At 62.0% G+C, this 21,421-nt stretch carries 27 protein-coding genes; 7 read left to right on the forward strand and 20 right to left on the reverse strand.

From position 1 onward, the window contains the following. Positions 1-29: 29 nt before the first annotated feature. The 13 genes from N4R57_13845 to N4R57_13905 form a co-directional block, all read right to left on the reverse strand. Positions 30-713, reverse strand: a complete 684-nt coding sequence (locus N4R57_13845) for an ABC transporter ATP-binding protein (protein UYV36109.1) — start codon at positions 711-713, stop codon at positions 30-32. Beyond that, the gene (locus N4R57_13850; protein UYV36110.1) at positions 706-1,956 is read right to left on the reverse strand and encodes a lipoprotein-releasing ABC transporter permease subunit; all 1,251 of its coding nucleotides are present in this window, start codon (positions 1,954-1,956) and stop codon (positions 706-708) included. The genes N4R57_13845 and N4R57_13850 overlap by 8 nt, the downstream gene beginning before the upstream one ends. 91 nt (positions 1,957-2,047) lie before the next feature. Further along, a complete protein-coding gene (locus N4R57_13855) occupies positions 2,048-2,575 on the reverse strand; it encodes a DUF2937 family protein (GenBank protein ID UYV36111.1) in 528 nt (175 codons plus the stop codon). Between the two features lie 61 nt (positions 2,576-2,636). Further along, on the reverse strand, positions 2,637-2,936 hold the full coding sequence (locus N4R57_13860) for a hypothetical protein (GenBank protein ID UYV36112.1): 300 nt from the start codon (positions 2,934-2,936) through the stop codon (positions 2,637-2,639). 4 nt (positions 2,937-2,940) lie between these two features. Then, on the reverse strand, positions 2,941-3,195 hold the full coding sequence (locus tag N4R57_13865; protein UYV36113.1) for a DUF2484 family protein: 255 nt from the start codon (positions 3,193-3,195) through the stop codon (positions 2,941-2,943). Continuing rightward, entirely contained in the window at positions 3,192-3,458 is a 267-nt protein-coding gene (locus tag N4R57_13870; GenBank protein ID UYV36114.1) for a DUF2484 family protein, read from the reverse strand. Before N4R57_13870 ends, N4R57_13865 begins: the two co-directional genes overlap by 4 nt. Beyond that, positions 3,455-4,675: an APC family permease gene (locus N4R57_13875; GenBank protein ID UYV36115.1), complete on the reverse strand. Its 1,221-nt coding sequence runs from the start codon at positions 4,673-4,675 to the stop codon at positions 3,455-3,457. Before N4R57_13875 ends, N4R57_13870 begins: the two co-directional genes overlap by 4 nt. Then, entirely contained in the window at positions 4,675-4,902 is a 228-nt protein-coding gene (locus N4R57_13880) for a hypothetical protein (protein UYV36116.1), read from the reverse strand. The genes N4R57_13875 and N4R57_13880 overlap by 1 nt, the downstream gene beginning before the upstream one ends. A 302-nt stretch (positions 4,903-5,204) precedes the next feature. Continuing rightward, a complete protein-coding gene (gene murC / locus N4R57_13885) occupies positions 5,205-6,605 on the reverse strand; it encodes a UDP-N-acetylmuramate--L-alanine ligase (protein UYV36117.1) in 1,401 nt (466 codons plus the stop codon). A 66-nt stretch (positions 6,606-6,671) separates the two neighbouring features. Then, the gene (locus N4R57_13890; GenBank protein ID UYV36118.1) at positions 6,672-7,772 is read right to left on the reverse strand and encodes a UDP-N-acetylglucosamine--N-acetylmuramyl-(pentapeptide) pyrophosphoryl-undecaprenol N-acetylglucosamine transferase; all 1,101 of its coding nucleotides are present in this window, start codon (positions 7,770-7,772) and stop codon (positions 6,672-6,674) included. Positions 7,773-7,867: 95 nt separating this feature from the next. Then, a complete protein-coding gene (ftsW, locus tag N4R57_13895; GenBank protein UYV36119.1) occupies positions 7,868-9,034 on the reverse strand; it encodes a putative lipid II flippase FtsW in 1,167 nt (388 codons plus the stop codon). Between the two features lie 365 nt (positions 9,035-9,399). Further along, the gene (locus tag N4R57_13900; protein UYV36120.1) at positions 9,400-9,822 is read right to left on the reverse strand and encodes a hypothetical protein; all 423 of its coding nucleotides are present in this window, start codon (positions 9,820-9,822) and stop codon (positions 9,400-9,402) included. A 33-nt stretch (positions 9,823-9,855) separates the two neighbouring features. After that, positions 9,856-10,482 (reverse strand): pyridoxamine 5'-phosphate oxidase family protein, encoded by a 627-nt coding sequence (locus N4R57_13905; GenBank protein ID UYV36121.1) that lies wholly within the window; start codon positions 10,480-10,482, stop codon positions 9,856-9,858. A 156-nt stretch (positions 10,483-10,638) separates the two neighbouring features. On the opposite strand from N4R57_13905, the gene N4R57_13910 reads away from it, so the two are divergent. Next, positions 10,639-11,820 (forward strand): NAD(P)/FAD-dependent oxidoreductase, encoded by a 1,182-nt coding sequence (locus N4R57_13910; protein UYV36122.1) that lies wholly within the window; start codon positions 10,639-10,641, stop codon positions 11,818-11,820. A gap of 299 nt (positions 11,821-12,119) precedes the next feature. On the opposite strand, the gene N4R57_13915 is transcribed toward N4R57_13910, so the two are convergent. The 3 genes from N4R57_13915 to N4R57_13925 form a co-directional block, all read right to left on the reverse strand. Then, positions 12,120-12,569 (reverse strand): c-type cytochrome, encoded by a 450-nt coding sequence (locus tag N4R57_13915; protein UYV36123.1) that lies wholly within the window; start codon positions 12,567-12,569, stop codon positions 12,120-12,122. Positions 12,570-12,579: 10 nt separating this feature from the next. Further along, the gene (locus N4R57_13920) at positions 12,580-12,957 is read right to left on the reverse strand and encodes a cytochrome c (protein UYV39584.1); all 378 of its coding nucleotides are present in this window, start codon (positions 12,955-12,957) and stop codon (positions 12,580-12,582) included. A 243-nt stretch (positions 12,958-13,200) separates the two neighbouring features. Next, on the reverse strand, positions 13,201-13,686 hold the full coding sequence (locus tag N4R57_13925) for a cytochrome c (GenBank protein UYV36124.1): 486 nt from the start codon (positions 13,684-13,686) through the stop codon (positions 13,201-13,203). 121 nt (positions 13,687-13,807) lie between these two features. Here N4R57_13925 and N4R57_13930 point away from each other — a divergent pair, with 121 nt between their 5' ends. After that, complete coding sequence (locus tag N4R57_13930; protein ID UYV36125.1) at positions 13,808-14,218, forward strand: PaaI family thioesterase; 411 nt, start codon at positions 13,808-13,810, stop codon at positions 14,216-14,218. Positions 14,219-14,405: 187 nt separating this feature from the next. Then, on the forward strand, positions 14,406-15,338 hold the full coding sequence (locus N4R57_13935; GenBank protein ID UYV36126.1) for an MBL fold metallo-hydrolase: 933 nt from the start codon (positions 14,406-14,408) through the stop codon (positions 15,336-15,338). Positions 15,339-15,417: 79 nt separating this feature from the next. Here the strand turns inward: N4R57_13935 and N4R57_13940 are convergent, their stop codons facing one another. Next, positions 15,418-15,846: a DUF1801 domain-containing protein gene (locus tag N4R57_13940; GenBank protein ID UYV36127.1), complete on the reverse strand. Its 429-nt coding sequence runs from the start codon at positions 15,844-15,846 to the stop codon at positions 15,418-15,420. Positions 15,847-15,888: 42 nt separating this feature from the next. Beyond that, a complete protein-coding gene (locus N4R57_13945) occupies positions 15,889-16,269 on the reverse strand; it encodes a VOC family protein (protein ID UYV36128.1) in 381 nt (126 codons plus the stop codon). Between the two features lie 74 nt (positions 16,270-16,343). On the opposite strand from N4R57_13945, the gene soxR reads away from it, so the two are divergent. Beyond that, entirely contained in the window at positions 16,344-16,844 is a 501-nt protein-coding gene (gene soxR / locus N4R57_13950) for a redox-sensitive transcriptional activator SoxR (GenBank protein ID UYV36129.1), read from the forward strand. On the opposite strand, the gene N4R57_13955 is transcribed toward soxR, so the two are convergent. After that, positions 16,802-17,362 (reverse strand): helix-turn-helix transcriptional regulator, encoded by a 561-nt coding sequence (locus N4R57_13955; protein ID UYV36130.1) that lies wholly within the window; start codon positions 17,360-17,362, stop codon positions 16,802-16,804. The genes soxR and N4R57_13955 overlap by 43 nt on opposite strands. A 122-nt stretch (positions 17,363-17,484) precedes the next feature. Here N4R57_13955 and N4R57_13960 point away from each other — a divergent pair, with 122 nt between their 5' ends. Beyond that, the gene (locus N4R57_13960; GenBank protein UYV36131.1) at positions 17,485-18,216 is read left to right on the forward strand and encodes an SDR family oxidoreductase; all 732 of its coding nucleotides are present in this window, start codon (positions 17,485-17,487) and stop codon (positions 18,214-18,216) included. 12 nt (positions 18,217-18,228) lie between these two features. Beyond that, complete coding sequence (locus tag N4R57_13965; protein UYV36132.1) at positions 18,229-18,831, forward strand: 2-hydroxychromene-2-carboxylate isomerase; 603 nt, start codon at positions 18,229-18,231, stop codon at positions 18,829-18,831. A 21-nt stretch (positions 18,832-18,852) separates the two neighbouring features. Here the strand turns inward: N4R57_13965 and N4R57_13970 are convergent, their stop codons facing one another. Further along, the gene (locus N4R57_13970) at positions 18,853-19,527 is read right to left on the reverse strand and encodes an SDR family NAD(P)-dependent oxidoreductase (protein ID UYV36133.1); all 675 of its coding nucleotides are present in this window, start codon (positions 19,525-19,527) and stop codon (positions 18,853-18,855) included. A gap of 314 nt (positions 19,528-19,841) precedes the next feature. Here N4R57_13970 and N4R57_13975 point away from each other — a divergent pair, with 314 nt between their 5' ends. Further along, positions 19,842-21,410, forward strand: coding sequence for a 2-isopropylmalate synthase (locus N4R57_13975; GenBank protein UYV36134.1), 1,569 nt, complete (start codon positions 19,842-19,844; stop codon positions 21,408-21,410). Positions 21,411-21,421: the final 11 nt, after the last annotated feature.

Raw genomic sequence — 21,421 nt, forward strand, 5'->3', positions numbered from 1 at the left:
TTGGGTGGGAACGGGTCAAAGGGGGCTGTTCAGCCCGCCACCAAACTGCCGTTCTCCATGCGCAATACCCGGTCCATGCGCGCGGCGAGCTCCATGTTATGCGTCGCGATCAGCGCCGAAAGGCCGGTGCCGCGTGCAAGGTCGATCAGCGTCTCAAACACCGTGTCCGATGTGCCGGGGTCAAGGTTGCCAGTCGGTTCATCCGCCAACAACAGGCGCGGCGCATTGGCCAGCGCACGGCAAAACGCCACCCGCTGCTGCTCGCCCCCTGACATCGCCGCCGGTCGGTGCCCGGCACGCTCTGCCACGCCCACCCGCGCCAACAGGTCATTGGCCCGCAGCTCTGCCTCGGCCCGCGCGAACCCATTGGCCAGTTGCGGCAACACCACGTTTTCCAACGCGCTGAACTCCGGCAGCAAATGGTGAAACTGGTAGACAAAGCCCACATCCTGCCGCCGCACCGCCGTGCGCCGCCTGTCGCTCAGCCCGCTCATCTCCTGTCCGGCAATCCGCACTGTTCCGCTATCGGCAACATCCAACAGCCCGGCAATATGCAGCAGCGTCGATTTCCCTGCCCCCGACGGCGCCACCAGCGCCACGATCTCGCCTGCATCAAGCGACAGGTCCACACCCGCCAGCACTTCAACCGCATTCGGTTTGCCCCGGTTGTAACTCTTCGTCACGCCGCGCAATTCCAGTATCGGCTCACTCATAGCGCAACGCCTCCACCGGGTTCATCCGCGCTGCACGCCGCGCCGGAAATATCGTCACAATGAATGACAGCCCCAAGCTCAGCCCGACAGCCGACATCACGTCACCCATCTGTAATTTCGCCGGCAGGTAATAGATCCCGCGGATCGACGGATCCCACGCCTGACCGCCCGACATCCAGTTCACAAACCCGAACACCTGATCAATATAGATCGCAAAAAGACAGCCCAGCGCCACGCCCAAAGCCGTGCCGATGATCCCGGTGAACGCGCCGCAAATAAAGAACACCCTGAGCACCGAACCCTCGCTCAAACCCACGGTGCGCAAAATGCCAATATCGCGCCCCTTGTTTTTGACCAGCATGATCAACCCCGACACGATGTTCATCGTCGCGATCAGCACCAGCACCGACAGGATCACGAACATCACGTTGTCCTCAATATCCAGCGCGCGCAGGAAGGCGCCCGACGCGTCCCGCCATGTCCACATCAAGGCCCGCTCGCCCGCGGCGCGGATCAACGGCAAAGACAGCGCATCCACCGCCTCGGGCGTCGTGACCATCACTTCCAATTCATCCGCCACACCCTCGCGATTGAAGAACTGCTGCGCCTCACTAAAAGGCATGTAAACCCGTGTGCGATCAATGTCATAGCGCCCTGCGGTAAAGATATAGACCACCTCGTACGCCTTGACCCGCGGCGAGGTGCCAAAGGCGGTTTTCACACCGTTCGGGCTGATCACCTTGATCCTGTCGCCCACCGACACGCCCAATTCCCGCGCCACGCCCGACCCGATGGCGACGCCCTGCGCGAACCTGTCAATCTCGCCCAGCGCATCCTGCGGGTCGGCCACGCGCGGAATGGTCTTGAGGTTCTCTTCGCTGATCCCGAACACCTCGATCCCGGCGTTTCGGTTGCGGGCATTGGCCATCACCTGCCCCTTGATCAACGGCGCCGCCCGCGTCACCCCCGGCACGGCACGCACCCGCTCGGCCATAGCCTCGTAATCCTTGATCGTGCGGTCGCTGCGTTGGGTGACCGGATCAACCTCGGCCGAGTTATAAATCGTCACATGAGCATTGGCGCCCAGAATGGTCTCAACCAATTCCGAGCGGAAACCGGCACGCACCGACAGCGTTGCGATCAAGGCCGCCACGGCCAGTGTGATCCCGATCAGCGAGATCCACGTCATCACGCTCACGCCGCCTTCGGCACGGCGCGCCCGCAGGTATCGCCACGCGATCATGAATTCAAACGCCGCAAAAGGGGGGTCTTGCCTGCCATGCCTGCTCCGATGGTCTTGGTTGGTCGCAATCTGCGTTGCGGCGGGGCTTAGGTCAAGCCGAAGTGGCCGCCAGAGACCCGCGCTCTGCGGGCTTACGGCGTGCAAACGCCGCCCGGATCACCGCAAGCGCCCCGCCGATAAGCGCCAATCCGCCCAAAAGGCCGATCCCCGCGAAGATCGCCCCCTCAACCGTCAGCGGCACAGCCGGGCGAAACGCGCCCCAAGTGTTCGCCGCGATCTCCTTATCGCTGAACCGCGCCACGCGGTAACTGCGCGTAAACGCCCCCGCGCCGCGCATCTCGGCCAACTCACCCGACATATGCTCATAACGCGCCAGCGTGTGCCCCATGGTCTCGGCCCGTTTCGCCCCCATCGCCCCGCCGTTTGACAACGACTCCAACGCGGCGGCACGGCTTAGCCCGACCGCCGTGGCATCCGCATCAAACTCGGCCACAAAGCGTTCCAGCTCATCCACGGCTCCGCCCAAACGCTGCATATATTGCTGCGAAAACTCCGGTGCCTGCGACAGCCCCGCTGCGCCGGCGATCCCGCCGGCCAATGTAAGTGCCTTGAGAAGCATCTGCTCTGCCTCTTGTTGTTTTGTAAAAGCCTAACAGAAATCTGCTATCCTGGGTAGAGGCTTAGCCCGCGCCCTGCCCATCGTCCTGCCCGTCGTCGCGTTTCCTTGCGCGCCACCACGCAATAGCCCCGCCCAAAAGCAATCCAATCACCCCCGGCATCAGGAAAAAGAATATCGCCAGCATCATGGCAATGCCGTCCCAACCCGTTTGCGCGCCCTGCGCCTCGATCCATTGCCAGATGACGACGGCCATCATCGCCGCTGCGGTCAGCCACAACATCAGCCACGCGCGCTTGCGTCCCAACATAAAGCCGAACAAAACGCCCACCACGAAACAGGCCGCCGGTATCGCGTATTGCATGTCGCTACCCTCCGCGCGCCATCTGCCGTTTGATCCAACGGCCAAGGTATATCACCGGCCAGCGCAGCACGCTCATCGCCGCCGCCAGCGCCAAAAGCGCGATCCAGATGCCGTTTTGCCAGAAGACCCAGCCAAGCAGCGGAATGCCAATCGCGATCAGCACATATGCCCGCCGCCAATGGTAATCCTTCGACGGCACCATCGCCGCCACATTCGCCGCCACCAACCACGCGCAAACAGCAATCAGCGACCCGCTCATTTGCGCATCTCGGGCGGCAATTCCACCGCCTCGCCCCGCGCCCTGCGCCACAAATAGCGTAGCGGGTTGCGAAACATCGACACAAACGCCGCCAGCCCAAGCGCCGCGAACACCCAGCCATGCTGCCAGCCGATATAGCCGATCAAAACCGGGGCCGCGATCAACAGGCTCAGCCCCGGCACATATTGCCGCCGCATCGGTAGCATCGCCACCACCGTGGCCGCAACCACCCACAAACACCCCAAAAACAGCGAGAGGCTCATCCCATCCCTCCAAGATTGACCGCCAAAGCCCCGCCCGCAAGGACAAGCCCCACAACCGGAACCGCCATCCACACCCGGAACGGCGCCTCAGGCTCTCGTATTTTCATAACGATCAACGACAGGTTCACCAACATGAAAACACCCAGCAGGATCGAACTGGCCCCCTCGGCCAACACCGCCACAGGCAATGCAATCGCCGCGCCAACCACGGCTGCCCCGATCAAAACAGAGGCCAAAACCGGCGTCCCGGTGCGCGTGTTGGCATGGTGGAAAACCCCCAACAGCGCGGTGCGTTTGCCCAGACCAAACAGCACCCGGCTCGCCATGACAATCTGCGCCAACACACCGTTCAGCGCGGCGAAAACGGCAATCGCCGACAACACCACAACCGATCCGGCCCATGTCGCGCCGAAACCTGCCTCCCAAACCAAAACCAGCGGCTTCTCGCTCCCCGCCAAATCGCGCAGCTCCACGGCCCGCACGGCGGCAAAACTCACCCCCGCATAAATCAGCGTGGTCAGAGCCAGAGCAATCAGGATAGCGCGCGGCATGTTGCGTTCCGGCTCCTTTACTTCCTCGGCCATATTCACGATGTCCTCAAAACCGATAAAGGCGAAAAACGCCAACGCCGCCCCCGCCGCGATCCCGGTAAGGGCAAGCTCGTCTGGCAGGACCAGCCACTCTTGCGCCGCAAATCCCGCCACCGGTTCGGCACTCATCCCCGCCCCGAACACCAGCACCAAACCGATGATCTCAACCGCCGTGAACACCGCCGCCAACCACAGGCTCTCCAGCACCCCGATCACCGCCACCAAGGTCAGCCCCGCGCCCAGCACGATCATCGCCGCGCCCTCCGGCACCTCCATAACAGCGGTCAAATACCCGACCCCGCCGCGCAACACCGCCGCCGCCGACACCGTGCCCGCCACCACAATGGCCAACCCAACCAGCACCGCCAAAAGCTGGCTGCTCAATGCCCGCCCGACATAGGCCGCCTCGCCCGCCGCCTCGGGAATGCGCGCTGAAAACTCGGAATAAGACAGCGCGGTCGGAACCGCGATCATCCCGGCACACAGAAACGCCATTGGCGCCCAAAGCCCCGCCGCCCCGGCCACCGCACCGACCAGAACATAAATCCCCGCCCCAACCATGACGCCCACGCCATAGGCGGTCAAAAGACCCAAGCCGATCCTGCGCTTTAGATGCTCTTCACCCATCAGAATATCCCGCCAAACATCATCCGCCGCAGCGGCCGCGCAAGGCCCAATCCGGCAACCATCACACTCAGCCCCGCCGCCGCTTCGGCCGGATTGTCGCGCATATGCAGCCCCAACATCACCCCCGCCGCCAGCGCAAACGCCATGACAAATCGCCGCAATACCCGCGTCACGGCCAGCACCGCGCCCAGCACAACAATCCCGGCAATGATCCAAACCCAGCTCATCCGCGCAGCCCGCCCGCGCCCGTGATCGCCCACACCCGCATCCAAGCGCCCGCCCCGGCTTCATCTGACCGGAAATATCCCGGGGGGTTTGGGGGCTGGCCCCCCATTTGCAAAAGCGGGTTGGAGGGCTGCCCCCCAATTATTACGGCTGGTTTGGGAGGCTCCCCCCATTTGATACCGTGGTTTTGGAAGCTGCCCGCCTAATCCTTACCGCGGTTCGGAAGGCTGCCCCCCCAATCCTGACCAAGGGTTCAATAACACCCCCCACCCCGAGAGCCGCGCAAAAACCCCCGCCTGCATCCTCACGCGCTCAGCTTCTCCGGCAAAGCATGCGCCCAGGTCGAGATTGTCCCCGCGCCAAGACACACAACCATATCGCCCGGCTTGGCCTGCTCCTTCACCAGCCGCACCAGATCATCCAGATCCTCGATCGCGCGCGCATGGCGATGCCCGTGAGCGATCAGCCCGGCGACCAACCCGTCACGATCCGCGCCCGCAATCGGCTCTTCCCCGGCGGCATAGACGTCTGCAATCGCCACCACGTCGGCCTCGTTGAAACAGGTGCAAAAATCCTCGAACAGGCTCGACAGACGGGAATAGCGATGCGGCTGATGCACCGCGATCACGCGCCCTTCGGTGGCTTGCCGCGCGGCCTTCAGAACGGCGGCAATCTCAACCGGGTGATGGCCGTAATCATCAATGATCGACACGCCACCCACTTCGCCAACCCGCGTGAACCGCCGGTTCACCCCGCCAAAGGCGGCCAATGCGGCGCGGATCTCTTCGCTTTTCATACCCAGATGGCGCGCAATCGCCACCGCACTCAGCGCATTCGAAACATTGTGATCCCCCGGCATCGGCAGGCTACAGCCTTCGATCATCTTGCCCTCGCCCGACAGCACAATATCGAAATGCGCCACCCCGGCCTTATATGTCAGGTTCACCGCCCGCACATCGGCCTGCGCGTTAAAACCAAAGGTGACAACACGCCGGTCGGTGATTTTACCGACCAAAGTCTGCACATCCGGGTCATCGGTGCAGCATACGGCCAAGCCGTAAAAAGGGATGTTGCTGACGAAATCCTCAAACCCTTGGTGCAGCGCCTCTTCCGTGCCCCAATGCTCCATATGTTCGGGGTCGATATTGGTCACAATCGCAATCGTCGCTGGCAGGCGGTTAAAGGTGCCGTCGCTTTCGTCGGCCTCCACCACCATCCACTCGCCCTCACCCACACGGGCGTTCGAGCCATAGGCGTGGATGATCCCGCCGTTGATCACTGTGGGATCAAAATTGCCGTGATCCAAAAGGGCCGCCACCATCGTCGTCGTCGTGGTCTTGCCGTGGGTGCCAGCCACCGCGATGTTGGATTTGAGCCGCATCAATTCAGCCAGCATTTCCGCCCGGCGCACCACCGGCAACCCCAACCGACGCGCCTCGTCCAACTCCGGGTTGCCCGGCTTGATCGCGGATGAAATCACGACGACTTCGGCGTTTTCAAGGTTCGCGGCCTTCTGCCCTTCAAAGATATGCGCGCCCATCCCGGCAAGCCGCTCGGTGATCGGCGTCGATTTCAAATCCGACCCCTGAACCACATAGCCGTGGTTCACCAGAACTTCGGCAATCCCCGACATGCCAATGCCCCCGATGCCCACAAAATGGATCGGTCCTACATCTCCGGGAAGCTTGGTCGCCGCTGCATTCATCGCCTTGCCTTTCGTTCAATCCATCGGGTGGCTTTGCCCCACCGCTTTGCACCTGTTGTTCTACGCTTATTGCTCTACGCCGGCCAATTGCTCGACCAGCTGAACCAACTCATCTGTCGCTTCGGGCTTGCCCATCGCAATCGCGCCCTGCGACATGGCCAACGCCCCTTCGGGCTGGCTCAGGACAAGGCGGATCTGCTCGCTCAGGCTCTCAACCTCAAGCTTGCTCTCGGGAATGACAATCGCCGCCCCAGCCTCGGACAAACCACGCGCATTGGCGCTCTGATGATCGCCCGCCGCTGCGGCATAGGGGATCAAAATCGAAGGCCGGCCAATCACGCTGATATCCGCCACCGAGGACGCGCCCGACCGCGAAATCACCAGCTGCGCCTCGGTCATACGACGCGGCACATCCTGAAAGAACGGCTGCACATCGGCGTCAATCCCGTTTTCGGCGTAAAACTGCGTCACCCGCTCGGCGTCTTCATCACGCGCCTGATGGCTCACCCGCACATATTGCAAAATATCCATCGGCAAATCCGCAATCGCTGGCGGCACCACATCGCTCAGAATACGCGCGCCCTGACTGCCGCCAATCACAAGGATCGACATCGGGTAATCCCCCGGCGCGATATAGGCCGCATTGGCGCGCTCCAGAACCGCATTGCGCACCGGGTTGCCGGTGTGATGCCCCTCGATCCCCTCTGGCATGTCGGTCGGCCATGTGCCACAGGCAACAAGATCCACACGCTTGGCAAACACCCGGTTCACCCGGCCCAAAACACCATTCTGCTCATGAATCATCCGCGGCAGCTTGAGCAGCCACGCCGCGCCCATCGCCGGAATCGTGGGATAGCCGCCAAAGCCGACCACCACATCGGGCCTATCGCGCCGCATCCGCCACGCCTGCGCCAGAACACCCATCCCAATCCGGAACGGCGCGGCCAGCTTGGCCAGAATACCACCCCGCGCGAATGTCGCGCTCGACACCTGCTCGATCTCAACAGAATGCGGAAAGCCACCGGTATAGCGCGCGCCGCGCGCGTCGGTAGACAGTTTCACCCGCCACCCCTTGCGCAACATCACCTCGGCAAGCGCCTGCGCCGGGAACATATGTCCCCCCGTGCCACCCGCCGCGATCACCAGAAGTCTCTGCCGTTCTGCCATACCGTCCCTCGTAGGGTGGGGTTTCACCCCACCATGCGCTGCCCTGTCGGCAACCGCCCCGTAAGCGACTGCCCCGTCAGCAACCGTCCTGTCACCTACCGCCCGCGCCCGCGGAAAATCTCGTCGATCTCGCCCTGCGGGCGTGTGCGCGTAAAGGCCAGAAGCATCCCAACGGCAATCCCCCCGGCAATCAACGACGACCCGCCATAGCTCACAAACGGCAACGTCATCCCCTTGGCCGGAAGCAGCCGCACAGCCACGCCCATGTTGATCATCGCCTGCACCCCGAACAACACCGCCAATCCGGTGCCCGCCAGCCGAATAAACGGATCGCGTTCACGGATCAGCCGGAACAGAGAGCGCACGACGACGCTCGCATAAAGCGCAATGATCACCAGCACAAGCACCAGCCCATACTCCTCGGCCGCCACCGCAATAATGAAATCCGTATGCGCATCCGGCAGGCTCCATTTGACCTGTCCCTCGCCCACACCCACGCCGAAAAACCCGCCCTCGCGGATCGCATTCGCAGCATATCCCAATTGCGTGCGCGGATCGACATCCGGGTTCAGAAACCCATCAATCCTGCGCGCGAAATGCTCCGAGGAGTTATAGGCAAACGTTCCTGACAGCACCACACCCCCGGCCAGCACAACCAGAATAAGCATCGGCGCCCCGGCCACGAAATACATCACGCCCCAACCAAACAGGATCAACGCCGATTGCCCGAAATCCGGCTGCAACGCCAACATCAACACAATCACCGCCGCCAGCAACAACGACAAGGACTTGCCCGGTGGCCCGTTGATTTCTTGGCTCGCGGCCATCATCCACGCCGCCACCACGATAAATCCGGGCTTGAGAAACTCGCTCGGCTGCACGCTCGCAAACCCAAGGCTATACCAGCGCGTCGCGCCCTTGCCGAAATCCGTTCCGAAAAACGGCAGCCCCATCAGCGCAACAAACGCCACCAAGAACCCCAGAACCGCCAATCGCCGGACAAGATCAGGGCTCATCATCGAGGTGATCAGCATCGCCAAAAGCGCCGTGCCGCCGAAAACCCCCTGCCGGATCACATAGTGAAAGGCCGCAAAGCCGTTCTTTTCAGCCAGCGGCACGCTCGCCGCGAGGCCCAAAAGCAATCCAATCCCGAACAGGATCAGCACACAAGACAAGGTCCACTTGTCCAACGTGCGCCACCATTTCGGCAAAACCGGCTCGCCCTCGCGCACCGGCACCGTTCCATAGACCATTTCTGTCATGGGTCTTCACCGCTCAATCTGCCTCAACCACCGGCCCTGGGTCTTTGCTTGCCCGAGGTCCGAACGCCCCGATTTTTCGGGTGCTTGTCACTCACCCTAACACGGCGGCCCGCTCAAGGGAAGAAGGCGATTCGACGGCTGATACAGACTTTCTCGCTCGGCCCACGAGCGGGGCGCAAAGCTGACCTCCAGAGCCATCCCCCCTCACCGCTCGGCCCCGAACGCCCGCGCCGCCGGACAAGCCGCTCCCGAAACATCGTCGCCGCTGGCCCCCCGCACAACCGCAATCCAAAATCGGGTCCACCCTTTCACAATCAAAGCTGAAACACCCGCAAAGCCAAAGCAAACCGCTGCCGACACCACCCTCAGAACACCTTCTGAACCTTCCGCGACAGCTCGAACCCATGCCCGTCAAGGTTCTTGCAAGCCAGCGTGTTGCGCGTCGCCGAACAGACGATCCCTCTGAACTCCGACGGCTTGCCCCTGTCAAACTTGCCGTTGCCCGGCCAGTTGTTCTTCCAGGCCTCAAGGCACAACATCCTGACCGGCCCACGCTCGACGATGAGATAGACATGGCCCCATTTATGTAAACACTTATCCGGTTTCGGTTGGGCAAACGGCCCCGACCGGCGAAAAATGTTACACATCAATGTCGCGCGCCTCGGGTCATCCCCAACCTCACAATGAATATTGTTCGCCCGCGTCGCAATCGTCCAGCTTTCCGCATGGGCGGGCATCGCCCCGCCAAAAAGCCACACCAGCCCCAGACCGCACATCAACTGCTTCATCCCGCCCCCGTTCATTCCAAGCCACCCCTGCGCTCAATAAAGCCGTTCCTGCTCGTCAGCGCTGTGATCGGCCTCGACCTCTTGCAACGTCTGATCCCGCTCTACCGCCGCGATCACCCAATCCGCCAATGTCGGCGCGCTCTTGCGCGCGGGCCACTGCTCAGGCTGCCAAAGCCGCGATCGGATCAGCGATTTGGAGCAATGCATAAACGCCTCCTCCACCTCGATCACCAAGGCCAAAAGCGGCTCTCGCCCCTTAATCGCATGGCGTTTGCTGATCGCGGCGTCGCGCACAATCTTCGCTTTTCCCGCCACGCGCAGCGTGTCACCATGCCCCGGCACAATGAACAAAAGCGCAATATTGGGGTCCTCCAGCAGGTTTTGAAACCCGTCCACACGGTGGTTGCCCAATCGGTCGGGAATGATCAGCGTCTTGTCGTCATAGACCTCAACAAACCCCTGCGGATCGCCCTTGGGCGAAACATCAATCAACCCCTGCGCTGATTTTGTCGCCACCACAACGAAGGGCGAAAGCGCAATAAATTGCCGCGCGACATCGTTCAAATGGTCTGTGACTTTGAGAAAGGTGTTCACAAAACCCTCGGTGGGCAGCAATTCGCGCAACCGTGCGAGGTCGGCAATCTCTTCGTCAAATTGCATCGGTTAATTCCTTTCGGTTCACCGTCACTGAAAACGCTTCAATGCCGAATGATAGCCGAAATCCGCTATTCTCCCAACGGCCGAGCGCGGCTGATCCCGATGCGCCGCGCAATTCACACTTGATTTGCCCGGCGCCACGGTCCACCCCCTGCCGGCATGGACATCAACACGCTCATCCTCGGCGCAGGCGCGGCTGGCCTTATGGCGGCGGCCCATTGCGGACCCTCCACCGTGGTCATCGACCACGCCAAAGCACCGGGCGAGAAAATTCGCATCTCTGGCGGGGGAAGGTGCAATTTCACCAACATGTATTGCGAGCCGACGGCGTTCCACGGCGCCAATCCGCATTTCGCCAAATCCGCGCTGGCGCGCTATACGCAATGGGATTTCATCTCGCTGATCTCTGATCACGGTATCGCCTGGCACGAAAAAACGCTGGGCCAGCTGTTTTGCGATGGAAAATCCACGCAGGTGGTCACGATGCTCACCAGCCTCTGCGCCGCCGCCGGGGCCGAGCTGCGGCTCGAAACCTCCCTGACCGAGCTCTCCCACGATGGCACCCACTTCAAAGCGACGCTGGCACGCGGCAACATGCGCGAAACCCTGCGCGCGCGAAATCTGATCGTCGCCACAGGCGGAAAATCCATCCCCAAGATGGGCGCGACCGGCCTCGCCTATGACATCGCGCGCCAGTTTGGTCATGCGCTGGTCGCCCCGCGGCCGGCGCTGGTGCCGCTGACCTTCCCCGACGGTCGGTTCGCCGGGCTGTCCGGCCTGTCCCTGCCGGTGCGCGCCACGGCTGGCAGCACCTCGTTTGACGAAGCTATGCTTTTCACCCACCGCGGGCTCTCCGGCCCGGCAATCCTGCAAATCTCCTCCTATTGGGAGGACGGCAGCGCCATCACGCTCGACCTGTCGCCGGCGCAAAACATCTTTGAAACCTTGCGAAACCGGCGCCAAACACATGGCCGCAAACAACTCTCAACCGAACTCGCAACCCTCCTGCCCGCGCGCCTCGCCAGCCACTTGGCCGACGCACTCCCCCTCAAAGGCAACCTCGCGGATCAATCCGATACGGCCCTGCGTGACCTCGCCGACAGCTTGCATCACTGGACCCTCACGCCCTCCGGCACCGAAGGCTACCGCACCGCCGAAGTCACCGCCGGCGGCATCGCCACGGATGAGGTCAGCTCCCAAACCCTGCAAAGCACGCGCCTACATGGCCTCTATTTCGTTGGCGAATGCCTGGACGTAACAGGCTGGCTCGGCGGCTATAACTTCCAATGGGCGTGGTCCTCGGCCATGGCCGCCGCCCAAGCGATCACCGCCCACCCTTGACCTGCCCTTTCATCTGACTGGAAATATCCCGGGGGTGTGGGGGCTGGCCCCCACTTTAAACTGCGTTTGTCGCACCGGTGATGCGCAACTACTGTCTCGCCCTCTCTGAAGACTGTGCTCTAGCGGTCACCTGTGCGACCTCCCTCAGGGATTGCGCCGCACTTCGTGCGTCGCCAGGGGGGCCTCGCTTCGCTCGGCCCGGCGCTGCTGGCGAAGGGAGCACACCCGATCTATAGCCTGTGCAACCGGCGAAGTTACAGAAATGGGTATTTAAGCCATTAAAGAAAGCCCCGCACGCATTAGCGCTGGAGCGATTCCAGATAGACCATCAACGCCGCGAGCGGGCGTGGTACCGGGGTCATCACCCCGTCGCCCGTATCAACCGGAACAGTCGGCCCTTCCAAAAGCAAACCGAATTCGGGCATATTTTGACGTTCAAGACGCCCTCGGGTGTAGCCGTCGATATAGGACAGCACCTCGGCGCGCGGGAACACTCCCTTGTTGTGGGCGCTGATCCGGGTCAGATCGGCGGGCTTGCGGCCAAGGTCGGCGCGAATATCCGCGGCAAGTTCGCCGTTGCCGCGCCCTGACGCCCCGTGACACATGGCGCAATTGCTCGCGAACAACAGGGCGCCCTCGTCGGGTTCGGGCATGCTCTGCATCACACAGCCCGCCATAACCAGCGCAATGCAGCCCCCGCCGTCCAACCCAAAGCATGTCGCATCATGTTCCTCCTGCCGTCTTTCCAACCGTCATGGCTTACTTCTGGATACCTTGCAAGAATGCAACCAAATCGGCAATCGCGCGGCTTGTCATCAGCGGCTGGCCACTTGCGGTTTTCATCGCCGTGTCATTGCCTTCAAAGAAGTCGCCATAGACCGGCATCGGGCTGCCGTGGCTGACCAGCGGATCACGCCCGTCGATCCGGCGCACCACATTCAACGCCGGGAATGTCCCGTTGTTGGCGGCCGTCAAGCCGGTCAAATCCACAGGTTGCACCAAAAGCACGCTGGCCATCGGCCCTTGCCCTTTGCCGTCAACCCCGTGACAGGTGGCACAGTGGCGGGCATAAAGATCAGCCCCCACGCCCGCATCCTGCGCCGACACTGGTCCCGCACCAAACGCCAGCCCCGCCATCACCCCGGCGACCAGAGCAATCGCCCCAAAACCGGACCGAAGCCTCGAAAACTCAACCTTATTTGCAAGCTGTTTCACCATCATCTCACTCCTTTTCGCATTGCGCCCCTGTCGCGCGAATGAGCTTACCACCCCAACAAGCCCCGCGCTTTGATCCGTATCATGGCGGCCTGTTGCGGCGCGCCCACGCACAGCCACCCTTGCACGACGCGCCTCCCGAACCGCCTTCGCCCGAACGGCCCCTTAACGCTGAAGCCTCTCCACGTAATCCGCAAGCTCAAGCAAGGCGACGGGCGTCATCACCTCTTCCCCCTTGGGCGACACCCAGATCTGCTTGGGCCCGTTCAAAAGCGAGCCGAATTCCGGCATCATCGACGCCGCGTGTTTGCCCGGATAGCCGTACACCGTGGCCATGACATGTTCGGTCGGAAACATCCCGTCGTTAACGGCGCTCAGCACCGTCAAATCGGCTGGCGGCACAGACAAATCGCCCGCGTTCACCCCATCGCCCATGCCCGTCGCCCCGTGGCACCCGGCGCAATATTGCGCAAACGTCACCCGCCCCGGATGCGGCGCCGCGACACTGCACGCCACCAGCAAACCAAGCGCGGCACATCCCGCTGCAAACCCTGTCAAAACCCTGCTCATCTCTTTGGCACCTTTCTTCTGAAGCGCTATTATCCTTGCAGCATGCACCGCAAAGGGCGGACAATCATTGATCTGGATCATGCCGCGCCCCCATGCGATTGTTCGCACACACCCGCTCTTGAAACCGCGCTCAAGCGCCGCTGCTGACAGTTAACCCCAACCTGACACACGCACCATACACGCATCCGAAAAAGGCACAGCCATGACCCTTACCCCCGAAACGGCCCAATCCTTCCTGACCGAGAATTTCGCCGATTGGGTGCGCGCGCTCGACCTTACCATCACGGCAATCGGAGCAGAGGGGGCAGTGCTGCATATGCCAATCACCCCCGCGCTGGCACGCGTCGGCGGTATCCTCTCGGGACAGGCGCTCGCCGCGATGGCCGATACGGCGATGGTCTTTGCCTGCGCCGGGCATATGGGCGAATTCCGCCCCATCGCCACCACCAACCTCGACACGCAATTCCTGCGCCCCGGCATCGGCGACGCGGTGCGTTGCGAGGCCACGGTCGTGCGCGCCGGCAAGGCGCTGATCTTTGCCCGCGCCACGATGATCGCCGAGCCGTCAAACAAACCTGTCGCCACCGCCAACGCCACGTTTTTCGTGCCATAGCTGCCGCGCGACCGCCCCCCTGTTTCGCACACTGTTATTTGTCGCCCCGCATCATTCGGCCTGCGCGCCGCATCCGGCTGCCTACGTCACGTATAGTTTACAGGCGCGCCGCCAAAATCACGCTATACTCGGTCCCGAACCTACCCCTGCAACGGCCCTAACCCTCCACCAACAAAGGACGCGTCCCATGACAAAACCCGCCTTTTCCATCACTCGTCGCAGCGCCTTGATGGGCGCCGCGGCCTTGCCCATTGCCGCACTCGGCGATAGCCCGGCCTTTGCCGCCGCCAAAATGATGGGCCTCGCCACCACCCGCTTCAATCGCTTCAAACTTGGCGGGTTCGAGGTCACAACCCTGCTCGCCGGAACCCGCACCGTGCCGGACCCGCATGCGATTTTCGGCCTCAACGCCAGCGAAGATGACTTTGCCGCCGCCTCTGCCGCCGCAGGCATCCCCACGGACAAGGCGCAGTTCTTCTTTACCCCCACCGTCGTCAACACCGGCAGCGAATTGATCCTGTTTGACACCGGCCTCAACGCAGGCGGCATTACCGGCGCTCTCGAAGCTGCGGGCTATAGTGCTGATCAGATCGACACCGTGGTGTTGACCCATATGCACGGCGACCATATCGGCGGGCTGATGGAGGGCGGCGCGGCGACCTTTGCCAACGCCAAATACGTCACCGGCGCGACCGAGTTCGACGCATGGGATATGTCCGGCAACGACGGGTTCGAAGGCAAAGTCCGCCCGCTCGCCGAAAAAATGGCCATGATCAAAGGCGGCGACAGCGTCGCCTCTGGCGTGACCGCAATGGAAGCGTTCGGCCACACCCCCGGCCATATGGCCTATATGATCGAAAGCGACGGGAAATCCCTGCTCCTCGGCGCGGATTTTGCCAACCATTACGTCTGGTCGCTGGCCTATCCCGATTGGGAGGTCAAATTCGACCGCGACAAGGCGATGGCCGCAAAAACCCGCCGCAAAACGCTCGACATGCTGGCAGCCGATAAGATTCCCTTCGTCGGCTATCACATGCCCTGGCCCGGAACCGGCTATGTCGCCAAACATGGCGATGGCTATCACTACGAGCCGACCAGCTATCAGCTGATGATGGACTGACCTTTATTTGGTCAACCTTGAAGGGTGCGTGCCAGCCACGCACCCTTCATTGCCAAAACACCGCCAAAGCCGATACGCCCTAGCCCGCCTCAACCGGCCAGCGCGCGCCCAGATCTTCAAGTCCGGCTCTGATCAACTCCTCAAGCACTGATTCATCTATGTCAGACAACTTGTTGATATATAAACAAGACTTGCCGGTCTTGTGCTTGCCAAGCCGGGGCAGCACCGCGCTAAAATCGGCATAGCCCGGCATGATATAGACCACCAGCTTCGCTTTCCTCACCGCAAAGCCGGTGGCAAGGAAATCACCCTCGCGCCCGCTGTCATAGACATAATGATACCGCCCGTATCCGATGATGGACGGCCCCCACAGGCGCGGCTCAAACCCGCTCACACGCCGGAAAATCGCATCCAGCTTTAACGCCTCCTGCCGTCGCCGCTCCGGTTCTATCTGCGCGAGATAAGCCCCCACATCCGCCTGCGTCGCTTGCGTCTTATTCTCGGCCATAGCGCCCTTCCTTCACAGACACAGCATAACCGAACACAGGGCTCAGGAATAGCTCACCACCTCCCACTCGGTGCCATCCTGATCGTCGAAATAGAACCGCCGCCCCGGCTCGTAATCCGCGTGATTATGCGCCACCAACCCGGCCGCTTTGACCCGCGCCTCGACCGCGTCCAGATCCTCAACCACCACGCCGATATGGTTCAACCCGCCCGTGGTGCGATAGCTGTCCACCGGTGCGCCGTTCTGCTTCGGGTGCTTGTACAGCGCGACATAGCTGTCCGCGTCGCCCACATGCGCGGTCTCGCCGCCATCCTTGGCCGCCCCGCGCCAGCGCAGATGCCAGCCGAACAGCTGCGAAACCAACGCCACCGCGCGGTCCAGATCGCTCACCGTGACGTTCACATGTTCCAATCGTCCAACCATAACAGATTCTCCTTTGCATTAGGTTGGCGCCTAAGCTAATTTCTAAAGCTAACTTTAGGTCAAGGAATTTTTTCATGCCCGCAAAGACGCGACCAGAACGCCCCGCGCCCAGCCCGAAAGACATGCTGCCCATCGGCCATATCGCCCGACGCACCGGCCTCGCTGTCTCGGCCATCCGCTTTTACGAGGAAAAAGGCCTGCTCCGCTCTGTGCGCGCCGCCTCGGGCCACCGCCGCTATGCCCGCGCCGACATCCGCCGCCTGTCCTTCATCCGCATCGCTCAAAGCTTCGGCTTCACCCTGCCGCAAATCCGCGAGGTTCTGGCAACGCTGCCCAACGCCCGCACCCCCACAGCCGCCGACTGGCGCAAAATCTCCGAAGGGTTTCGCAGCGAACTCGACGCCCGCATCGCGACACTTGAAAAACTGCGCGATGATCTTGACGGCTGTATCGGTTGCGGCTGTCTCAGCCTTGATCGCTGCCGCCTCTATAACCCTACCGACAAAGCCAATAGCGCCGGCCCCGGCCCGCGCTATTTGATGGGCGACACGGCGGCGGATTTCGACACCGCCTGATCTGCGCCCACCTCTGATCCCGGCTCGAAACCCGGCTCAAAACCCGTCTCGAAACCCGGCCCCGCCACCATGCGCATGTCGCGCCGTGCCAACTTGCGCCCGTCCGCCCCCACGGGCCAAAGCGGTGCCACCCGCACGCCGCTCTTCTTTTCAACACTCATCACCGGCTCATGCCCCGCGCCATAGATTTGCGCATTGCCCCAATCCGCCATCGCCATCATCACCGGCAACAACGCCTCGCCCTTCTCGCTCAGGACATAGGCAAACCGCTTGCCCGCATGCCCCACATCCTGTCGCTGCAAAACCCCGTGCTCGACGAGCGCGCCAAGCCTCTGGCTCAACAGGTTCTTGGCAATCCCGGTATGGCGCTCGAATTCGCCAAACCGTGTCCGCCCCAGAAACGCCTCGCGCAGGATCAACATGCTCCAGTGATCGCCAATCACATTCACCGTGGCGGCAATCGGACAGGGTTGCGTGTGACGCAGGGTCATAAGGGCCTCACCGCCGGAACCCGGCATTTGTGGTTGATCTTTCACCCTGCTCTATGCAGTTTGGTTTCAAATTGCAACCAAACTCAGCCGGGGTCCAAACCCAAACCGCCCCCAAACCCGCGCCCCGTCTGATGCGAAAGGATACGCCAATGCCCGCGACCTCCTGCCTTGTGATCGGTGCAGGCGATGACACCGGGGCCGCCATTGGCCGCGCCTTTGCCCGTGATGGCCATGCCGCCTGTCTGGTCCGCCGCAACCGCCACGCCGAGGCGCTCGAAACGCTGGCCCAATCCATCCGCAACGAAGGTCACGCCGCCCATGCCCTGCCCGCCGATGCCCGTGACGAGGACGCGATGATCGCCCTGATCGAGCATATCGAGACCCAGATCGCGCCCATCGAGGTTGCCGTCTTCAACATCGGCGCAAATGTCAGCTTCCCGATCACCGAAATGACCACCCGCGTCTATCGCAAGGTCTGGGAAATGGGGGCGTTCGCCGGTTTCCTCATGGGGCGCGAAGTGGCCAAACGGATGCTCACCCGCGGCCACGGCACCATCATCTTTACCGGCGCCACCGCCAGCACCCGTGGCAGCAAAGGCATGAGCGCCTTCGCAGGGTCCAAACACGCCCTGCGCGCGCTCGCACAGTCCATGGCGCGCGAACTGGGGCCGCAAAACATCCATGTCGCCCACACCATCATCGACGGCGCGATCGATTCCAACTTCATCCGCGAGAATGTTCCCGGCGTTGATGACCTGCGCGACCGTGACGCCATTCTCAACCCCGATGCCATCGCCCAGAATTACGTGATGCTGCATCACCAACCACGCTCTGCCTGGACGCATGAGCTTGACCTGCGCCCTTGGGCGGAAAAATGGTAAGGACCTGTTTCAATGACCAAAAAACTTGATTTCATTTTCGACTTTGGAAGCACGAACGCCTATCTCGCGTACAAAGTCCTGCCCGCCCTCGCCGCACGCACCGGCGCTGAAATCACCTATCTGCCCTGCCTTCTGGGGGGCGTGTTCAAGGCGACCAATAACCAATCCCCCATCGTCGCCTTCGGCAACGTCAAAGGCAAACTCGACTATGAGCGCACCGAAATCATGCGCTTCATTGCCAAACATGGCCTCACCGATTTTCAGATGAACCCGCATTTCCCGGTCAACACGCTGATCTTGATGCGGGGCGCCATTGCCGCCGACATGGACGGCACCCTCCTGCCCTATGTCGAGGCCGGAATGCGCGCCATGTGGGAAAGCGGGCTGGATATGAGCGACCCTGATGTCTTTGTCGCCGCCATGAATGACGCAGGCCTTGACGGCGCAACCCTCCTCGCCCGCACCCAAGACCCAAAGATCAAGGCCAAGCTGGTCGAAAACACCGCCGCCGCGGTTGATCGTGGCGTATTCGGTATGCCCACGTTCTTTGTTGGCGATCAGATGTTCTTTGGCAAAGAACGCCTCGGGCAGATCGAAGAGGAACTGATCGGGTAAAACCCCCGCGCCGCCCCACGCTCACCACGGAACGCGCTTACCGGCCCAGTCGTAAAACCCGCCTGTGTCCTGCGGCCCCAACCCGTCTATAACGCCCAGCAGATTGGCCGCGGCCACCGCTGGGCTCACCTTGTCATGGCCCGAATAATTCTCGGTAAAGCGGGTCTCAACCGTGCCGGGGTGCAAACAAACGCACACCGCATGCTTGTGGCTGCGCGCCAGCTCAATCGCACCGGTGTGAACGATCTGGTTCAACGCCGCCTTGGACGCGCGATAGGCATACCACCCCCCGGCCCGATTATCCCCGATCGAACCGACCCGCGCCGAAAGGGCCGCAAAAACACCCCGCCGCCCCCGCGGCAAAAGCCGCTTTGCATGGCGCAACACCAAGGCCGGACCAATCGCATTCACCGCAAATTGCGCCGCCATTTCTGCACCGCTCACCTCGCGCAGCGCCTTTTCGGGGCGCGCCGCACCGCCCGTCAAAACCCCACTGGCGACCAGCATCAAATCGACCCCCGGTTCTACGGCCTCCAAAGCGGCCTCCACCGTCTCGGGCTGGGTCAAATCAAAACCGTCGCGCGACCGGCTCAACCCCATCACATCATACCCGCGCTGGCCCAATGCCGTGCTCAGCGCCCCTCCAACCCCGCCGGACGCGCCGATCACCAATGCCCGTTTTGCATGCTCTGTCATCAGTCTGCCTGCATAAAGAATATGCGCCCCGCCCGCCGCCTTTGTTCACCCGAGCCATAGCATTTTTGCCGCCCCGTTTCATTTTTAACTTTATCTTCGTGCCGTCCCGCGTATAAATCCCCCCATGACCACGCAGACGCATATCCTTTCCTTGATCGCCGCCCCCGCCTTGCGGGCGAACGGTGCGCGTCTTGCCGCTCTGCTAATCCTTAGCCGCCTCTGAGCGTGCCACTCCGGCGCGAGCGCTCAGAGGAGTTCGGTTTCGCGCCAAGAGGCAGCCAGTAGGCTAAGGAAAATTCAAAAGAGATCCCAAAATGACTGATACATCCAAGCAGGACCGCGTCCTGATCTTTGACACCACCCTGCGCGACGGCGAACAATCCCCCGGCGCCACGATGACCCACGAGGAAAAGCTCGAAATCGCCGAGATGCTCGACGATATGGGCGTCGACATCATCGAAGCGGGCTTCCCCATCGCCTCCGAAGGCGACTTCCGCGCCGTGAACGAAATCGCGAAGCGCTCGAAAAACTCGGTGATCTGCGGGCTTTCCCGCGCCAATTTCAAAGACATCGACCGCTGTTTCGAGGCGATCCGCGATGCCGCCCAGCCGCGCATCCACACCTTCATCGGCACCTCGCCGCTCCACCGTCAGATCCCCAATCTGACACAGGATGAAATGGCCGACCGCATCCACGATACGGTGACCCACGCCCGCAACCTCTGTGACAATGTGCAATGGTCGCCGATGGATGCCACGCGCACCGAATGGGATTACCTCTGCCGCGTCATCGAAATCGCGATCAAGGCCGGGGCCACCACCATCAACATCCCCGATACCGTGGGTTACACCGCGCCCGAAGAAAGCGCCGATCTCATTCGCCGCCTGATTGAAACCATCCCCGGCGCGGACGAGGTGGTGTTCGCCACCCACTGCCACAATGACCTCGGCATGGCCACGGCCAACTCCCTCGCCGCCGTTGCCGCCGGTGCGCGCCAGATCGAATGCACCATCAACGGCCTCGGCGAACGCGCAGGCAACACCGCTCTGGAAGAGGTGGTGATGGCGATGAAAACCCGCAACGACATCATGCCGTGGCACACCGGCATCGACACGACCAAGATCATGGCGATCTCGCGCCGTGTCGCCACCGTCTCGGGCTTCCCGGTGCAGTTCAACAAGGCGATCGTCGGCAAAAACGCCTTCGCCCATGAAAGCGGCATCCATCAGGACGGCATGCTCAAGAACCCCGAGAATTTCGAGATCATGAAGCCCGAAGACGTCGGCCTCGCCGGCACCTCTCTGCCCTTGGGCAAACACTCCGGCCGCGCCGCCCTGCGTGACAAGCTCGACCAGCTCGGCTTCGAGGTGGGCGATAACCAGCTCAAGGACATCTTTGTTCAGTTCAAAGACCTCGCCGACCGCAAGAAAGAGGTGTTTGACGATGACATCCTCGCCCTGATGCGGGTCGGTGAATCGACCGAAAACGCCCGCCTCCGGCTCAAAACCCTGCGTGTCGCCTGCGGCACCGGCGGCCCGGCCGAAGCAACCTTGGTGATGGAAATCGACGGGGAAGAGAAAACCGCAATCGAACGCGGCGACGGCCCGGTCGATGCCAGCTTCCGCGCCATCCGCGCGCTGCACCCCAACACGGCGCACCTTGAGCTTTATCAGGTCCACGCCGTCACCGAAGGCACCGACGCCCAAGCCACCGTCACCGTCCGGCTCGAGGAAGGCGGCAACATCGCCACCGGCCAATCGGCGGACACCGACACCGTGGTCGCCTCGGCCAAGGCCTATATCCACGCCCTCAACCGTCTGCTCACAAGGCGCGGCAAACTGGGCGAGGATCAAAAAGAGATCAGCTACCGCGACATGAGCTAACGACGCAAGCA

This window comes from Rhodobacteraceae bacterium D3-12, assembly GCA_025916135.1.
In the GTDB taxonomy this organism is placed as follows: Bacteria; Pseudomonadota; Alphaproteobacteria; order Rhodobacterales; family Rhodobacteraceae; genus JAKGBX01.

Bases quoted from the DNA above. Each gene is read 5' to 3' on its own strand.
- N4R57_13845 (UYV36109.1), bottom strand. From the start codon at position 713: ATGAGTGAGCCGATACTGGAATTGCGCGGCGTGACGAAGAGTTACAAC.
- N4R57_13850 (UYV36110.1), bottom strand. From the start codon at position 1,956: ATGATCGCGTGGCGATACCTGCGGGCGCGCCGTGCCGAAGGCGGCGTG.
- N4R57_13855 (UYV36111.1), bottom strand. From the start codon at position 2,575: ATGCTTCTCAAGGCACTTACATTGGCCGGCGGGATCGCCGGCGCAGCG.
- N4R57_13860 (UYV36112.1), bottom strand. From the start codon at position 2,936: ATGCAATACGCGATACCGGCGGCCTGTTTCGTGGTGGGCGTTTTGTTC.
- N4R57_13865 (UYV36113.1), bottom strand. From the start codon at position 3,195: ATGAGCGGGTCGCTGATTGCTGTTTGCGCGTGGTTGGTGGCGGCGAAT.
- N4R57_13870 (UYV36114.1), bottom strand. From the start codon at position 3,458: ATGAGCCTCTCGCTGTTTTTGGGGTGTTTGTGGGTGGTTGCGGCCACG.
- N4R57_13875 (UYV36115.1), bottom strand. From the start codon at position 4,675: ATGGGTGAAGAGCATCTAAAGCGCAGGATCGGCTTGGGTCTTTTGACC.
- N4R57_13880 (UYV36116.1), bottom strand. From the start codon at position 4,902: ATGAGCTGGGTTTGGATCATTGCCGGGATTGTTGTGCTGGGCGCGGTG.
- murC (UYV36117.1), bottom strand. From the start codon at position 6,605: ATGAATGCAGCGGCGACCAAGCTTCCCGGAGATGTAGGACCGATCCAT.
- N4R57_13890 (UYV36118.1), bottom strand. From the start codon at position 7,772: ATGGCAGAACGGCAGAGACTTCTGGTGATCGCGGCGGGTGGCACGGGG.
- ftsW (UYV36119.1), bottom strand. From the start codon at position 9,034: ATGACAGAAATGGTCTATGGAACGGTGCCGGTGCGCGAGGGCGAGCCG.
- N4R57_13900 (UYV36120.1), bottom strand. From the start codon at position 9,822: ATGAAGCAGTTGATGTGCGGTCTGGGGCTGGTGTGGCTTTTTGGCGGG.
- N4R57_13905 (UYV36121.1), bottom strand. From the start codon at position 10,482: ATGCAATTTGACGAAGAGATTGCCGACCTCGCACGGTTGCGCGAATTG.
- N4R57_13910 (UYV36122.1), top strand. From the start codon at position 10,639: ATGGACATCAACACGCTCATCCTCGGCGCAGGCGCGGCTGGCCTTATG.
- N4R57_13920 (UYV39584.1), bottom strand. From the start codon at position 12,957: ATGGCGGGGCTGGCGTTTGGTGCGGGACCAGTGTCGGCGCAGGATGCG.
- N4R57_13925 (UYV36124.1), bottom strand. From the start codon at position 13,686: ATGATCCAGATCAATGATTGTCCGCCCTTTGCGGTGCATGCTGCAAGG.
- N4R57_13930 (UYV36125.1), top strand. From the start codon at position 13,808: ATGACCCTTACCCCCGAAACGGCCCAATCCTTCCTGACCGAGAATTTC.
- N4R57_13935 (UYV36126.1), top strand. From the start codon at position 14,406: ATGACAAAACCCGCCTTTTCCATCACTCGTCGCAGCGCCTTGATGGGC.
- N4R57_13940 (UYV36127.1), bottom strand. From the start codon at position 15,846: ATGGCCGAGAATAAGACGCAAGCGACGCAGGCGGATGTGGGGGCTTAT.
- N4R57_13945 (UYV36128.1), bottom strand. From the start codon at position 16,269: ATGGTTGGACGATTGGAACATGTGAACGTCACGGTGAGCGATCTGGAC.
- soxR (UYV36129.1), top strand. From the start codon at position 16,344: ATGCCCGCAAAGACGCGACCAGAACGCCCCGCGCCCAGCCCGAAAGAC.
- N4R57_13955 (UYV36130.1), bottom strand. From the start codon at position 17,362: ATGCCGGGTTCCGGCGGTGAGGCCCTTATGACCCTGCGTCACACGCAA.
- N4R57_13960 (UYV36131.1), top strand. From the start codon at position 17,485: ATGCCCGCGACCTCCTGCCTTGTGATCGGTGCAGGCGATGACACCGGG.
- N4R57_13965 (UYV36132.1), top strand. From the start codon at position 18,229: ATGACCAAAAAACTTGATTTCATTTTCGACTTTGGAAGCACGAACGCC.
- N4R57_13970 (UYV36133.1), bottom strand. From the start codon at position 19,527: ATGACAGAGCATGCAAAACGGGCATTGGTGATCGGCGCGTCCGGCGGG.
- N4R57_13975 (UYV36134.1), top strand. From the start codon at position 19,842: ATGACTGATACATCCAAGCAGGACCGCGTCCTGATCTTTGACACCACC.